The following is a 13,226-nucleotide window of genomic DNA, read 5'->3' on the forward strand; positions in this document are numbered from 1 at the left end:
TGGCCGACCCTTGCCCCGCTCTGCGCGCGATGCCATACAAAACCGTAAGGTCGGGACGAACAGGAAGGCCAACCCGTCGAACAAACAGGAAATCCCTAACTCATACCTTGACAGCAAAATCCTCATGTGAGGGGGGAGAAGACTCGCGGAACCGCCTCGGCCCAATTGAGGCACCTACGATGCGGCTGGGTTAATCCCTCCCCACGGGGGTCGCAGTCTTGCGCCCAACATGCGCAGTAGACTCGGCTATGCTATCGAGCGCTACACCGCGAACACGAAGTCGCTCGCATGYAAATCGCCTTCGGCGACGCCCTTCAGCGTCAGGGTATCGTGGCCGGCGGTAATGACGGCGTCCCCGTTCGTGAACGCAATATGATGCTGCATCAGTTCGTCGAAGCTGGTGATGGCCTTCCAGCCGGAAACATCGACGCGGTCATAGTCATGTGTAAAGTCAGTGACCGTGTCATTGCCGTCGCCGGTTGAAAAATGAAACACATCGGTATCGCCGCCGCCGGTGAGGATATCGTTGCCCTTGTGACCATAGAGGTTATCCACTCCGAGCAAGCCCTTGATGACATTGTTACCGGAATTGCCGTGGATGGTGTTGTCGTAGGCGGTGCCAGTTCCCTTGGTGTCATCGGAACCAAGCAGGAACAGTCTTTCCACATTGTCCGAGAGCTTGTAGCTCACGGTCGACTTGACCGTGTCAGTCCCCTGGTCAAAGTCTTCTATGAGCTTCACCTTGGCGCTGTCGGTGATCAGTGTATCGTTGCCTATGGAACCTGCCACACCGCTCATATCGTTGGTAATGACGCCACCACGATTGTCGAACCGGTCATCGCCGGCGCCGAGATCTATATTGCCGGTGATCGTGCCATCGTTGACCACAGTCGTCGTGCCGTCACCGCCGAGCACGGCGTCTTGTGTCGCGGTGATCGTTCCGTGGTTGACCAGGCTCGACGAACCCAGACTGACGGCAAACGTCTTGCCGATGATGGTAGCCCCTTCCGCATTGACGATATGGGTATCTGAAACAACATAGATGGCGGAATCGGCTTTGATGATGTTTTCGTTCGTGAATGTCAGGTGTGTGGCGCCGCTGAAGACGCCATAGCCGGCTGCCGCAATCTTGCTGTCGTTGACGACGGAAATATTGTCGCCGGTAACGGCAATTCCCGCACCGCCGGTTAGTTTGGCGGTTGCCCCGATGTGGATCGTGGTGTCGTCGGATTCACAGAAAACACCCGCTTGATCGCCGTGTACCGCACCGTCGATCTCAATCGTGTTGCCGTCAAAATTCGCGCCGACATGGATTCCATATGTCGTCGACGTGACGGAAAAATCTTTCGTAAACGTCCAATCGTCGGCGGATTTTTTGATTTCATAGGTGCTGGTGAAGTCGGAATCGATGATGTGCTTGGCCATGACAAATGTTTCCTTGAGTTGATTGTTCAGTTGCTGCCGGTCGATGGATCGGCATCGTCTGAACGGCAGACGTTGGCTTCACCACATTGTTGGCGGCAACAGCCGGTTTCCAGGTTTCGGCAGCAGATCCGGCGACAGGTCAATCGGCGCCACCTGGCGTAATCCGCTGGACCTGTGGGATTTTATCGAGCGCTCGTCGCAGGAATATGCCGAAGGCGCGGTGACGAGCGCTACATTGCGAAGGTAAAATCGCCGGCATCGAGGTCGGCTTTGGCAACGCCGTCCAATATCAGGGAATCGTGGCCAGCGGTAATGATGGCGTCGCCGTTCTTGAACGCAATGTGATGCTGCATCAGGTCGTCGAAGCTGGTGATCGCTTTCCAGCGGGAAACGTCGACCTTGTCCAAACCATTTTCAAAGTCGGTGACGGTGTCTTGGCCGTCGTCGATCGAAAAGTGAAACACATCGGCGCCGCCGCCGCCGGTCAGGATGTCATTGCCCTTGTGGCCATAGAGGTTGTCGGCTCCGAGCAATCCCATGATGACATTGTCACCGGAATTGCCGTGAATGACGTTGTCGGCGTCGGTGCCGGTTGCGCGCGTATTGTCGGAGCCGAGCAGGAACAGATTCTCGACGTTTGCAGAGAGCTTGTAGCTCACGGTCGACTTGACCGTGTCGGTTCCCTCGTCGAGGTCTTCGATGAGTTTCACCTTGGCGCTGTCGGTGATCAGCGTGTCGTTGCCATCATTCCCGGTGACGCCGTGCCCGTCATTGGTAATGGTACCGCCGCGGTTGTCAAATCGGTCGTTGCCTGCTCCGAGCATGATGTTGCCGATGATGGTGCCGTCGTTGGTCGCGGTCGTATCGCCGTCTTCGGTAAAATACGCATCCTGTCCCGATGTAATCGTTCCGTGATTGACCATGCTCGTATGCGAGCCGTCAACGTCCGCTATGGCGACTCCATAGGTCGTGCCGGTGATGGTTGCTCCTGCTGAATTGATAACTGTGGAACCCGGACCAAGAACAAGTGCGTCGACGGCCTTGACCGTGTTGTTGTTGGTGAACGTCACGTGGGTCGCGTCATGGGCGAAGACACCATAGGTCGTCGCAGCGAGCTTGCTGTCGTTGACGATCGAGACAGTGTCGCCGGCGACTTCAAGACTGACGGAGCCCGTCAACTTGGCGGTCGATCCAAGGTTGATCGTGGTATTATTCGCTTCACTGAAGACACCCGCGATATCACCGTGCGCTTCGCCATCCATGACGATGGTATTGCCGGTGTACTGACTGCCGATGTCGATGCCGAAATTTTCACCAAACGCGGAAAATGATTTCGCAAAGGTCCAATTGTCGCCGTTCGTCTTGATCTCATACGTGCTGTTGAAGTCGGAATCGATATTGTGCTTAGCCATGACGTATGCCCCTTCGGCCGGATTGTTTTTCTCGCGACCAGGCCAAAGCATTCGGCATGCGCATCGATTGAATGCCAGACGTTCGCAACTGCGAGATTATTCTCGATAGTATGACTATTTGATTCAGACGACCAAGAAACGGTCTGTTGGTCGGACTTCACGGATGGCTCCCAAGCCTGGCTGCTCGCGATGGATGCATCAATGAAATGTAAGCGCGTCGGCGCCACCACGTCGTCAGCGGGGTTCTGCGGCATCTTGGATAGCCCATCCACTCTACTCGCCACCCATCAACCATCCCCCAACGCCCACCGCTCCCCTCTCTCCCCAGAAGGCGGCGCGGCAAGCGCGCCTTCTCTCCGTAGGAGAGACCCCCTTGCCGCCGCTTGCCGCCTCAATGATTTCAATGGGTTACGGCTGCTTGCCGCCCTTGCCGCCTTTGCTTGCCGCTTTTGCCACAAATATCTGATTTCATTGACTAAAGCAGGCGGCAAGCAATTCCTTGCCGCCGCTTGCCGCCACCTTGCCGCCTGCTTGCCGCCCATCAAACGAGATCTCCAATCACTTTCAAACCGGATCTGTTGTTGCTGCTGTCGAAGGTGCTGGAGATGATGATTTCATTGTCCAGCCACGCCTTGAGCAGCCGATCCATGACGCTGGTCTTGACGTTGAAATGCCGGCTGAGCGCCCGCGGCGCATAACGCCCGGTCCGCTGCGACTGAATGGTCATGGAATAGGGATTGCCCTTGTCGAAGGCCGTCTGGATTTCGCGCAGGATCACCTTGCACGTGTTTTTTGACGGCAGATCGTCATGCCGCTCCCCCTCCGCCGCCGTCACCACACAGGAGCCGATCCTGTCGCCATCCTGGTCGTGCCCCAGATCGACCGCTTTCAACTTGAACCTGAACTCCTCGCCGCCCTCGTAATCGCGCTGTTTCGTCACCCTGGCCACGCGCCCCTCGACCTCATCGACCGACACTTCGATCTCGGTATCCGTCGCCGCCCGCAGCGAGGAGTGGCCGCGGGCGCCCTTGGCCACGTCCTTGCCGGTGTGATGGACGATCATCACATGGGCGCCGGTGGCCTGGCGGATCGCATCGACGTTCCTGATGAAGGCGGTCATGTCGGTGGCGGCGTTTTCGTCGCCGCCGGCGATGACGCGCGACAGCGTGTCGATGACGATCAGCGACAGCGGCGCCACCTCCTCCACCTCGCGCGCCAGCCGGATCACATGGGCGGTATCGGCCCGGGGATCGAGCAGGTCGAGCCCGGCGCGGCGCAGCGCCAGGGGCACATCGGTCACCCCCGTCCGGCTGCGCAGTGCCGCGATGCGGTTGGCAATGCCATTGCCGCCCTCGGCCGCCAGATAGAGCACCGCTCCGCCATCCACCCGGCGCTCCCGCCAGCGGGCCGCGGTGGCGATGTGGAAGGCCAGATCGAGCGCAAAGAAGGTCTTGCCGCTGTTGGATGGGCCGTAGATCACCGACATCGCCGCATGATCGAGGAAACCCTTGATGATATAGGGCGACACCGTCACCGGTTGGACATGATCGAACCATTCCAGCTCCGATTTCGCCCGCGCCTTTTCCGTCTCGTTCCTTTCTGCCTCCTTCTTCTCCCAGGCCGCCAGGATCATCGCATTGATCCGCGCCGCCTCCAGCGGGTCGACCGCATGCGGCAGGTCCGATTGCGGCAGGACGCGCGGTTCCTTCCGCCCGGCGCCGAGGCCGGATTGGATCGTCATCCGGCTTTCCACCGCGTCGAGCCCCGAATGCGCCGCCGCATTGGCCAGCAGCGCAAACACCTCGCTCTCGCCGATAAAACCGGCGCCGACCAGCTGGCCGAGCGCGAAGGCGGCTTCGTTGAGCGTGTTGTTGCGCCCGCCCTCGGCAGCACCGGCCACCTTGGCCACCTCCGCGGCAATCGCCGCATCGCAATAGGCGCGGATGCGCTGATCGGACATTTCTGTCCGGGGAACGGCCATTGGCTGGACCGGGCGCGCCGGCTCGCCATCGAGAATGGCGCTGAACCAGTCCGGCAGGACGGGGGCTGCGGCCAGGTCGCCGAACAGCTCATAGCGGCCACGCTGCATCTCGCTGCCCGGCGCAATCACATAGCCGCCATCGCCGCGGATATTGATGCCCATATCCTTGAGCTTGCAGCCCTTGTAGAGGCGGCTGTCGGCATTGCCGAAGCTTTTGCCCTCCGGCTGGCGGTAGAAGAAATGCGTGCCATTGCCGGGCGTCGACACGGTCGGCACCGGCGCCGGGTCATAGCCATGATCGGCCATCATGTCGCCCACGGCCAGCACGCCATCGGCCTGCCCGTGCCGGTCGGCATCGATGACGATCAGCCCCGATTTCGCCAGATCCAGCCCCGGCGCCGCATACGGCCAGGTCCGCCACCAGCGGCTGACCTGCTGCGGATCATTGCTGGACATTTTGCGCCACTGGATCGTCGGCATCGGCTTCTTCGCCCCGTCGCCTGAGGAACGGCAGGGGAAGACGAAATAGCCGAGATCGGCGAGGCGAAGCGCGGTTTCGAAATTGGGGCTGAGGGTCATGGGCATTGGGATCGATACATATGTGCAAACGTCTTGTTGCCGGGCGCTGCGGCCAGTGCCGCGATCTGGGCGCAACTTTCTATTGTAAAATCGATCTTGTTCTGCTGGAGTTTATTGTCCACTGCGAAGGAGGGGAAAGCATGGATCGGGCTAGGTTCGAGCTTCTCAGCGGGATGTTTTTGGCCAAAGGTCTGAGTAAGGCGCCAGATCTTACTGTACCCGACAGGGCCATGGCTCAAAGACTTGAAGCGGTCATGGTTAGTTTTGTGCCAGATCAATTCTGCCGGGAGGATATGCAAGTTGTGCTCAAGATATGGCAACAGCCATACGAGCCGGCAACAGTGCTGACACCAACTCCAGTCGAATTCCAGCCCAATGCCGACGAGCATCTTGCACAGGCGCTCTCGGGGCTTCCACAACAGTCTCCCGGACTTTACCTTGGACTGATCATCTCGACCCTTGCGGCGCTGATCGTTGAGCGCACAAAAAACGCGCCGATCGCGTTCGAACGGAGTCAGTTGAACTATGCAACGGCCATCGATGTAGAAAAGGCAAGCTACCTGGCCTGGAGCGCGCGGTTGGAAGCAAGCGCCGAGGAGGAAAATGCCAAGTCGACTTTTCAGCAACTGAATTTGAATTTTCAATCGTTTGTCGACGATGCGCGCAAGACAATGTCTGTCTTTTCTGACGAGATCGCCAGCCGGCAATCTGCCTTTTCGGCGCTGACAAATCAGACGAACACCGCATCGGAAGCCGTAAGCGCTATGCTTCGAAGCACCGATACAAGCATCAACAAGACGCAGGCTCAGATCAGCGATCTCTCTGAAAACGCGAGCCGAATAGCCAATTTCGTCAAAGAAAGCGCAGACCGGATCAACGCTATCGAAACCTCTGTAACGGAGGACGCCGCACAGAGGTCCGGCCGGGACTTGTGGGACAAGCGCGCGGCTGCGAACACGAGGGCCTTTTGGGTCACCACAGCGGCGCTCGGCGCCCTGCTCATCGTCATTCCGGCGCTGGCGATCTATTATGACGATGCCGTCATCGACGCCCTGATGAAAATAAACTCCGTGGTCATGCGCGATCTTCCGCCAAATCCCACGGCTGCACAGCTCACAATGGCGGCCCTCAATCGCTTGTTGATCATCGCTTTCCCAATAGGGCTTTATCTTTGGACAATTCGGATTCTTGTGCGTCTGAACATGCATAGTCTGCTGATGGCCAATGATGCGCAGCAGCGGCGGACCATTATGCAAACGTACATCCACCTGATCAGAAACGATTTTGCTCAAAAGGAAGATCGGGCACTGCTGCTGAATGCCCTGTTCCGCCCGCCGCCGGGCCAGGTAAACGACAGTGTCGAACCTCCAAGCTTCACCGACTTGATCGACAAGATGAAGGGCATGGGAGGCTAGGCTGCAGGGTGTCGCGCGGTCCATTTTCTCCCCGGCGGCTCTCATCAGGCACGCTTTCCGTCGAGCGGCTCTGACGCCAAATCTTGGCCTCGGACTTTTTTGTCCGAATTCGCTTGAATTCCGGACAAAAATGTCCGACACTCGCCGCATCGAAACGGAGAAAGACCCATGCAAACCTACGCCTATGCGGCCATATTCGAGCCCAGCGAGCGCGAAGGCGGCTTTGACGTCACCTTTCCGGACGTGCCGGAAGCCATCACCGGGGGTGACGACATGGCCGATGCACGGGCGATGGCGCGCGATGCCCTGGGCGTTGCCCTGCTCTTCTATCTGGAAGCCGGCAAGCCCCTGCCCGCAGCCGCCGCGGCCGGCCCGATGATCACGCCGGATCCGGAAATCGCCGCCAAGATCGCCGTGATCGAGACCTTTCGCGGCTCGGGCCTGACGCAAAGCGAGCTGGCGCGCCGCATGGGCCGCGATGAAAAGGAAGTCCGCCGGCTGCTCGACCCGGACAAGGCGACCAAGCTGCCCATGCTGCAGGTAGCACTTGCCGCCATGGGCTATGCGCTGGTCATCGGCCTGGAGGCGGCGGAATAGCGGAAAATCGCCGGCCTGGGATTCTTTTCCGCCACACGGAACGGTTCGTTTCCGACCGACATGAATCGCCATGGTTGTGCGTGAAAGGTTTGTGTCATGGCCCAGTTCTGGGATAAGGGCGTGGAGCTCGAACTCCACGGCATCGGCAAATATCGCCGCGTCACCAGCACCGAGGAAGCCGCCCGGCATCTGACCGGCGAGGAATGGCCGGAAAGCGATAGCCAGGCCTTCAAGGCGGCGGTCAAAGCCTGCATCGCGGCGCTGGAAAACACCCGCAGACGCGCGCTGGCCTCCAAGGCGCGCGCGGCGTTCATCAAGGCCGCGGACGATGCGGGGATTTATGTGAGGGAGAGGTAGCGGTGTTGACCTGAGCGGCTTGCGCCGTTCCGGGAAGGCCTCTGTCGCATGTGGCGTACCCCCCTCTGCCCTCCTGAGCTTTTGTCGAAGGGCGGGCATCTCCCCCTCAAGGGGGGAGATTGACTCGCGGCGCTCCCACCGCCTCACATGAACGTTGCAGAGCAGGCGACGGTAGACGAAGCCGAGACGGCGCCCCATCCAATCTCCCCCCTTGAGGGGGAGATGTCCGGCAGGACAGAGGGGGGTGTCCCACCGGATGACGCTACCACACGAGGATCGCAGGAAGGGTCGAGAGGGACACAACAAAACACCAAGCATCGTCCCGATCCTTCCCGAGCAATGGGGTTCAAATAGAAATACCGGGCGCTTCAAAAACCAGCGCCCGGCTTTGCCTCGCAGCGGCCCTCGAAAAAGCGACCGCGTCAAAATGGCCCTCGATCGAGCAGCCTTGCACCCCCATCCCACATCAGACCGGCATGCCAGCCGCCCTTACCGCCCGCACCTCATTGCGCTGCGCATATTGGCCCGCGGGATCGCTCGCGATCCCCACCTTGATCCGGCAGGCAATGTTGCACAGTTCGTCCACATCGCGCGGCACCAGCCGCCCAGTCGCCGCGCGGATCGCGGCAAATTGCGCATTGGCGATGGCGATCACCTTGTCGAGATTTTGCATATTCTCAGCCCAGAGATTGAGCCGCTGAGAGATGAGGCGATTGCCAAACGGCCCGGCCTCGATCTGCCAGGTCAGTGTCAGGCAGCGGCCGTAACTGCTGGCCCTCGACACGTCCCCGATCGCTGCACCGACAATGCTGGCGCGATAATCACCGGCCGGGACAGGCGCGAAGCCGGTCGAGGCCCGGGCATCATGAGGGCCGGCACGATGCACCATGATGGCGCCTCCCGGGGGTTGCGCCTGCCCCAACAGTGCACCGTCGCAGGCCGAGACGCGCCGCATCGGCATGGTAAAGGGCGATCGGCCCCGGCAGGTCCGCCGGGAAACCGGAGCCGATCGCATCCGGCCCTGCCATGGCCGAGAGAGCGTCAGGGGTCATGTCATGCCGCCTGTTTTTGCGGCCTGTCGGGCCTGAGTTTACGGGCTTCCGGCTTGTCCGTCGGGCGGGTGCAATCCTCGCACCAGCGCTCGATGATCTCGGCCGGCCCGAGCGATTTGTGGCAGGCGGGGCATTGGTCGATGGGGTGGGTGAGCATTGGTGTGGGCTCCGTGGTTGCGTGTGTGGGGCGGCTGAAGTTCATCTCAACAAAGGTGCAGCAACTGCATGCGCGAAAATCCCGCGACATGAGGTGAGGTTGTCACCACCCCCTACTCCCGCCCCACCCGCTGCCCCGCCTCGGCGATCGACAGCCCCGACAGGATCAGCGCAATGAACCGGTCCTCGGCACTGCGCGGCACATCGAAGCCGCGTCGCACCCGGCGGTGGCGGCGCAGCGCCTCGGGCTCTTCCACCTCCGGCACGCCGATCTTGCGCACCGCCGGCGGCACGCCGCCGCCATGGGTCATGCCATATTGCCGGCGCTCGTGGATCAGGGTCGAGTTGGGGGCAAAATGCACGAGGCCCAGGATCGCCGCGATCTCGGTAAACTCCTTGCCCTCGCCATAGGCGATCAGCGCCCGGCGGATCTGGCTGTCGCAATAGGTTCGCTGCCGCGTCATGGCCTGCTCCTCGTCCTCAAAATCGAAATCCTCAAAACCGAAATCGTCGTCACCGGCGCCGGCGCAGAGGCCGGCGGCCGAACGCCGCCGGTTGAACCTCGGCGACGGTGTGGCGGCGGCACTGTCCTGCGCTGTGTCGGATTCGCTTGTCATGGCCAAATAAATGCTATATGCATTTTATTCTGTCAATGCCAATCGCATTTTTATTTCGGGTATGCATAGCGCATGACTGACATCAACGACATCGCGGCCCGTCTGAAAGCCGCCCGCAAGAATGCAGGCTTCAAGACCGCGATTGCCGCGGCGGAATCGCTCGGCGTGCCCTATGCGACCTATTCGCAGCATGAGAACGGCACACGCGGCCTGACCACGGATGCGAGCGAGCTTTATGCGCGGCGCTATCGCGTCTCGCTCGACTGGCTCCTGACCGGCAAGGGCGACAGCCCCGGCTACATGCCCCCGATGGGGGTCGCCGAGGAGCCGGCGCAGCCGCCCGAACGCCGCGCCACCCGGCCGAATGCCAGCTTCCCGCCGATCTACACCGAATTCCCCAAGGGCCGCAGCATCCCCGTGCTCGGCCAGACCGAAGCCGGCCCGAACGGCAAGTTTGTCCTCAACGGCGCCGAAGTCGCCCGCGTCTTCTGCCCGCCCGAGCTCGAAAACGTGCCCAATGCCTATGCCGTGCGCGTCTACGGCACCTCGATGGAGCCGCGCTTCAAGGCCGGCGAAACCGTGTGGCTCAACCCGCAGCTTCCCGTCCGCCACGGCGACGACGTGGTCGTACAGCTCAAACCGATGCGCGACGGCGACGAGATGGAAAGCTATGTGAAGGAATTCCGCGCCAAGAGCTCACGGCGCCTGCAGCTCTGGCAGCACAATCCCGAGGAAGGCGAGAGCCGCGAACTCGACTTCGACACCGAACGGGTGTTTTCGATCCACAAGATCGTGCATCACTCGATGATTTGAGTTGCGTTTGCCGGGGCCGGGGCGGGCCTCACGAGACCTGCTCAGCACCGACAAGGGTTCGGGCATGTCCTGCTCGATTGCGGCGCCGAGCAGATCGATGATTTGGCGTGGCATGGCTGGTGACCACGTCAGCGACAACGCCGTTCAGCGCAACAATCGCCGCTCGAGGAAGGATTGCATGTCTCGCCGACCGTCGGCGACGCAATAGATGATCACGTTCTCTCCCATGACGCGATAGATCATCCGCCATGGCTTGTGGTGCAGTTCCCGATATTCGGTAATGCTCAGTCCAACCAATTCCTTCGGCACATTTCCTCTCTCGGGAAAATCCTCGAGGCCGAGGCAGGCTTCTTCGATTTCGCTGAGGATCCGTTCGGCGGTCTGGACGCCATCCCGACCGGTCAGGAAACGGTAGAGATCTTCAACATCCTGTTCCGCGTCCTCCGCAAAAAGAACCTGGTACGACATCAGGTTTCAGGTTTCGACAGGCGGTCGCGAAGGCGTGCGAACGTTTCTTTCGCAGGGCGGACTTTGCCGTCTTCGACCTGCTTGTTGGTCAGTGCCAGCACCTTCAAAAGCGCCAGCGTTTCCTGCGTTTCCTCATATTGCCTGACGTCCTGGAGCACTGCCTTTGCCTCGCCATGCAGGGTGATCACCACCGGTTGCCGGTGATCGCCAAGCTGGCGAAGGATTTCCGGCGCGTGAGCCTTGAGGTAGCTGATGGGTTTGACCTGTTCAGACAATTTCATCGATCCGATCTCCTTTTGACCAGAATATAGACCGTTAATGGTCTAATACCAAGGTCCGCAGAGACAGACGCGCGGGATTCCGTTTGCATGCAAATCACCTTGATCGCCTCCGGGGAAAGTTTCCTGCTTTTCGGCCCCGTGGCCTGAAGAAAACCAAGCCGGCGGAGTGACGATATGTCCGCATGGAGGCGACGTTCGATCCGCAGCAACTGCGCGCCCGATGACAGCCATCCATCGCAGCACCGCTCCGCCCCCTCACATCACCACCCCCCGCCAGACCGGCGCGATCGACAATTTCCGCCAGCGCCGCGGGCGCGGCGGGCACTGGCTGCAGCGCAGCTTCTCGCACAGCATGCGGTAGCTATAGGCGCCTGAAAATGTAGCGCTTTGCAGCTCCTGAAAACCCAGCACGCTTGCCCTCCCGCATTCCTCGCATTCCACCTTCACGCTTGCCAGTTCGCACAACAAGCGGTTCGCATCCGCATACCCGATAGCGCCGCGCAATTCCCTTTTCTCCATGTTTGTTCTTGTTTTGTTCATGGTAGAAAATCAGGAAACACAATGAGAGTCGAGAGGCATTTTGCAACCTGGACGGTGAATCATCGAAGGCTCTGGATTTGCTCGCATTTTTCTCGACATCACCCTCGCCGCCGACGATGACGACAAAACCTCCTCCATCGAAAAAATGCATTATGCACTTTTCTTGATTGACAATGTTAAATGCGAAACGCACATTTATTTCATCGCCGGCAAACCGGCCGGCCCAGATGAGGATATGCCGATGATCATCCTGTCGACCCTGTTCCGCGACCCCTATCTCCGGCGCGTCTTCGCCCGGGCCGAGCGCGATGGCGGCGCGGTTTGCGCGCCGGCGCGGCCCTACCCCGTCCGCCCGGCGCCGGGCTCGGATGCCGCCGCCCTCAAGCGTCCGGAGGCGTGACATGGTCCGGCATTTCCAAGCCATGACGGAAGCGATCGACGACGCCTGCACCTTGCTCGATCGCCGCAATGACGCGCGCTCGAACCGCGAGGCGTTCCGCGCCTTCCTGGCGAACCTGTTTGCCGGCATCGAGGGCCTCGCCTACCAGCTCGGCGCCGACGGCTCCTACCTCTCCGACGAATTTTTAGACATTACCGGCCGCAACGGCCAGGTCGACAGCGCCTTCCTCGACCTCGTCGACGGCCTGGACGAGGACGCCCGCGGCACCCGCCACGCCCACCGCCGCGCGCTCAACAGCGTCACCTACGATCGCGCGAGGGCCTGAAGCGATGAGCGCAACCCAACCCGACCCCGATCACCTGGTCGAGAAAATCTACGCCGCCCGCGCCGTGCAACAGGGCATAGACCAATCCTGGCCGGATCTGCCGGACCATGCTCGAGCCTATTGGCGCGATCTGGTGGACGTGATGCTGCCGGTGATCGAGGCGGAGATCAAAGCGGCGGAGGTGCGGGCGTGACAAACCGTCCTGTGAACGCCGTCTGGTCCTTTTGAATGACAGCGAATTGCTATGGTGTAGGGCCATGTAGCCTTGTCGGCTCCACGCTTTCCATCAACTGGCTCGCTTCAAGCATCAGCTCGTTTTGCGCGTCTTCGGCCTTCCTCAACTCCAAGACCTCTTCCAGATCAAGAAAGCGCCGTCCTCCAACCTCTCGGCAAGTCAAGTCTCCCGCCTGTATCCGGTGCTCCAACAGAATCTCATCGGAACCAAGGATTTTGGCAGCCTGAGCGGGTGTGACTTCGCGACCGATATGGCCGAAGGCAATCGCTCCCTCCTCGGTGGCGACTTTCAGAAATCGGCTCATGACTTGCGCGAGTTCTGCGGAGAAGCTGACCGTTACATGGTCGCCCGCCGACAACTTCGAGAGAACGCGTTGCGCTTCCTCGATTAATGTCGGATTTAGGCTCTCGTACTCGATCGTGGCTTTACGGCTCATGCCAGGCGCTCCTTCAGCACCATTCTATCGCAACAGGTCACGATGAACAACCGCGCCGATCGTGAGAGCGAGCGGCTCGCCGTGCCGGTAGCCACGTTGTTACGGAATTGCGCGCAATCTCAATTCCATCCTTGTGG

At 60.4% G+C, this 13,226-nt stretch carries 17 protein-coding genes; 7 read left to right on the forward strand and 10 right to left on the reverse strand.

The window, feature by feature from the left end:
- Positions 1 to 261: 261 nt before the first annotated feature.
- The 3 genes from AC1DYF_RS30485 to AC1DYF_RS30495 form a co-directional block, all read right to left on the reverse strand.
- On the reverse strand, positions 262 to 1,425 hold the full coding sequence (locus AC1DYF_RS30485; RefSeq protein ID WP_477881350.1) for a calcium-binding protein: 1,164 nt from the start codon (positions 1,423 to 1,425) through the stop codon (positions 262 to 264).
- Between the two features lie 230 nt (positions 1,426 to 1,655).
- Complete coding sequence (locus AC1DYF_RS30490) at positions 1,656 to 2,837, reverse strand: calcium-binding protein (RefSeq protein WP_477881352.1); 1,182 nt, start codon at positions 2,835 to 2,837, stop codon at positions 1,656 to 1,658.
- 541 nt (positions 2,838 to 3,378) lie between these two features.
- Positions 3,379 to 5,397 carry an AAA family ATPase gene (locus AC1DYF_RS30495; RefSeq protein WP_477881354.1) on the reverse strand — a complete coding sequence of 673 codons (2,019 nt, stop codon included), beginning with the start codon at positions 5,395 to 5,397 and terminating at the stop codon, positions 3,379 to 3,381.
- 20 nt (positions 5,398 to 5,417) lie between these two features.
- Here AC1DYF_RS30495 and AC1DYF_RS30500 point away from each other — a divergent pair, with 20 nt between their 5' ends.
- The 3 genes from AC1DYF_RS30500 (at position 5,418) to AC1DYF_RS30510 (ending at position 7,766) form a co-directional block, all read left to right on the forward strand.
- Complete coding sequence (locus AC1DYF_RS30500) at positions 5,418 to 6,812, forward strand: DUF6161 domain-containing protein (RefSeq protein WP_477881355.1); 1,395 nt, start codon at positions 5,418 to 5,420, stop codon at positions 6,810 to 6,812.
- A 168-nt stretch (positions 6,813 to 6,980) separates the two neighbouring features.
- The gene (locus AC1DYF_RS30505) at positions 6,981 to 7,409 is read left to right on the forward strand and encodes a type II toxin-antitoxin system HicB family antitoxin (RefSeq protein WP_477881356.1); all 429 of its coding nucleotides are present in this window, start codon (positions 6,981 to 6,983) and stop codon (positions 7,407 to 7,409) included.
- A 96-nt stretch (positions 7,410 to 7,505) separates the two neighbouring features.
- Positions 7,506 to 7,766 (forward strand): DUF982 domain-containing protein, encoded by a 261-nt coding sequence (locus AC1DYF_RS30510; protein WP_477881357.1) that lies wholly within the window; start codon positions 7,506 to 7,508, stop codon positions 7,764 to 7,766.
- A gap of 466 nt (positions 7,767 to 8,232) precedes the next feature.
- Here the strand turns inward: AC1DYF_RS30510 and AC1DYF_RS30515 are convergent, their stop codons facing one another.
- From AC1DYF_RS30515 to AC1DYF_RS30525, 3 genes are all read right to left on the reverse strand, one after another.
- Entirely contained in the window at positions 8,233 to 8,655 is a 423-nt protein-coding gene (locus tag AC1DYF_RS30515) for a hypothetical protein (protein WP_477881358.1), read from the reverse strand.
- A 164-nt stretch (positions 8,656 to 8,819) separates the two neighbouring features.
- On the reverse strand, positions 8,820 to 8,975 hold the full coding sequence (locus AC1DYF_RS30520; RefSeq protein WP_477881359.1) for a hypothetical protein: 156 nt from the start codon (positions 8,973 to 8,975) through the stop codon (positions 8,820 to 8,822).
- A gap of 112 nt (positions 8,976 to 9,087) precedes the next feature.
- On the reverse strand, positions 9,088 to 9,591 hold the full coding sequence (locus tag AC1DYF_RS30525; RefSeq protein WP_477881360.1) for a hypothetical protein: 504 nt from the start codon (positions 9,589 to 9,591) through the stop codon (positions 9,088 to 9,090).
- A gap of 72 nt (positions 9,592 to 9,663) precedes the next feature.
- Here AC1DYF_RS30525 and AC1DYF_RS30530 point away from each other — a divergent pair, with 72 nt between their 5' ends.
- Entirely contained in the window at positions 9,664 to 10,404 is a 741-nt protein-coding gene (locus tag AC1DYF_RS30530; RefSeq protein ID WP_477881362.1) for an XRE family transcriptional regulator, read from the forward strand.
- Positions 10,405 to 10,548: 144 nt separating this feature from the next.
- Here the strand turns inward: AC1DYF_RS30530 and AC1DYF_RS30535 are convergent, their stop codons facing one another.
- The 3 genes from AC1DYF_RS30535 to AC1DYF_RS30545 form a co-directional block, all read right to left on the reverse strand.
- Positions 10,549 to 10,872 (reverse strand): type II toxin-antitoxin system RelE/ParE family toxin, encoded by a 324-nt coding sequence (locus AC1DYF_RS30535; protein ID WP_477881364.1) that lies wholly within the window; start codon positions 10,870 to 10,872, stop codon positions 10,549 to 10,551.
- On the reverse strand, positions 10,872 to 11,153 hold the full coding sequence (locus tag AC1DYF_RS30540) for a type II toxin-antitoxin system Phd/YefM family antitoxin (protein WP_477881365.1): 282 nt from the start codon (positions 11,151 to 11,153) through the stop codon (positions 10,872 to 10,874). The genes AC1DYF_RS30535 and AC1DYF_RS30540 overlap by 1 nt, the downstream gene beginning before the upstream one ends.
- 255 nt (positions 11,154 to 11,408) lie before the next feature.
- Complete coding sequence (locus AC1DYF_RS30545) at positions 11,409 to 11,693, reverse strand: hypothetical protein (RefSeq protein WP_477881366.1); 285 nt, start codon at positions 11,691 to 11,693, stop codon at positions 11,409 to 11,411.
- 163 nt (positions 11,694 to 11,856) lie between these two features.
- Here AC1DYF_RS30545 and AC1DYF_RS30550 point away from each other — a divergent pair, with 163 nt between their 5' ends.
- The 3 genes from AC1DYF_RS30550 to AC1DYF_RS30560 are packed head-to-tail and all read left to right on the forward strand — an operon-like array spanning position 11,857 to position 12,611.
- The gene (locus AC1DYF_RS30550) at positions 11,857 to 12,093 is read left to right on the forward strand and encodes a hypothetical protein (RefSeq protein ID WP_477881367.1); all 237 of its coding nucleotides are present in this window, start codon (positions 11,857 to 11,859) and stop codon (positions 12,091 to 12,093) included.
- A gap of 1 nt (position 12,094) precedes the next feature.
- Positions 12,095 to 12,418, forward strand: coding sequence for a hypothetical protein (locus tag AC1DYF_RS30555; RefSeq protein ID WP_477881368.1), 324 nt, complete (start codon positions 12,095 to 12,097; stop codon positions 12,416 to 12,418).
- 4 nt (positions 12,419 to 12,422) lie between these two features.
- A complete protein-coding gene (locus tag AC1DYF_RS30560) occupies positions 12,423 to 12,611 on the forward strand; it encodes a hypothetical protein (RefSeq protein ID WP_477881369.1) in 189 nt (62 codons plus the stop codon).
- A gap of 49 nt (positions 12,612 to 12,660) precedes the next feature.
- On the opposite strand, the gene AC1DYF_RS30565 is transcribed toward AC1DYF_RS30560, so the two are convergent.
- Positions 12,661 to 13,089 carry a MerR family transcriptional regulator gene (locus AC1DYF_RS30565; RefSeq protein ID WP_477881370.1) on the reverse strand — a complete coding sequence of 143 codons (429 nt, stop codon included), beginning with the start codon at positions 13,087 to 13,089 and terminating at the stop codon, positions 12,661 to 12,663.
- Between the last annotated feature and the right edge of the window lie 137 nt (positions 13,090 to 13,226).

The organism is Rhizobium sp. P2_G9 (assembly GCF_056403475.1).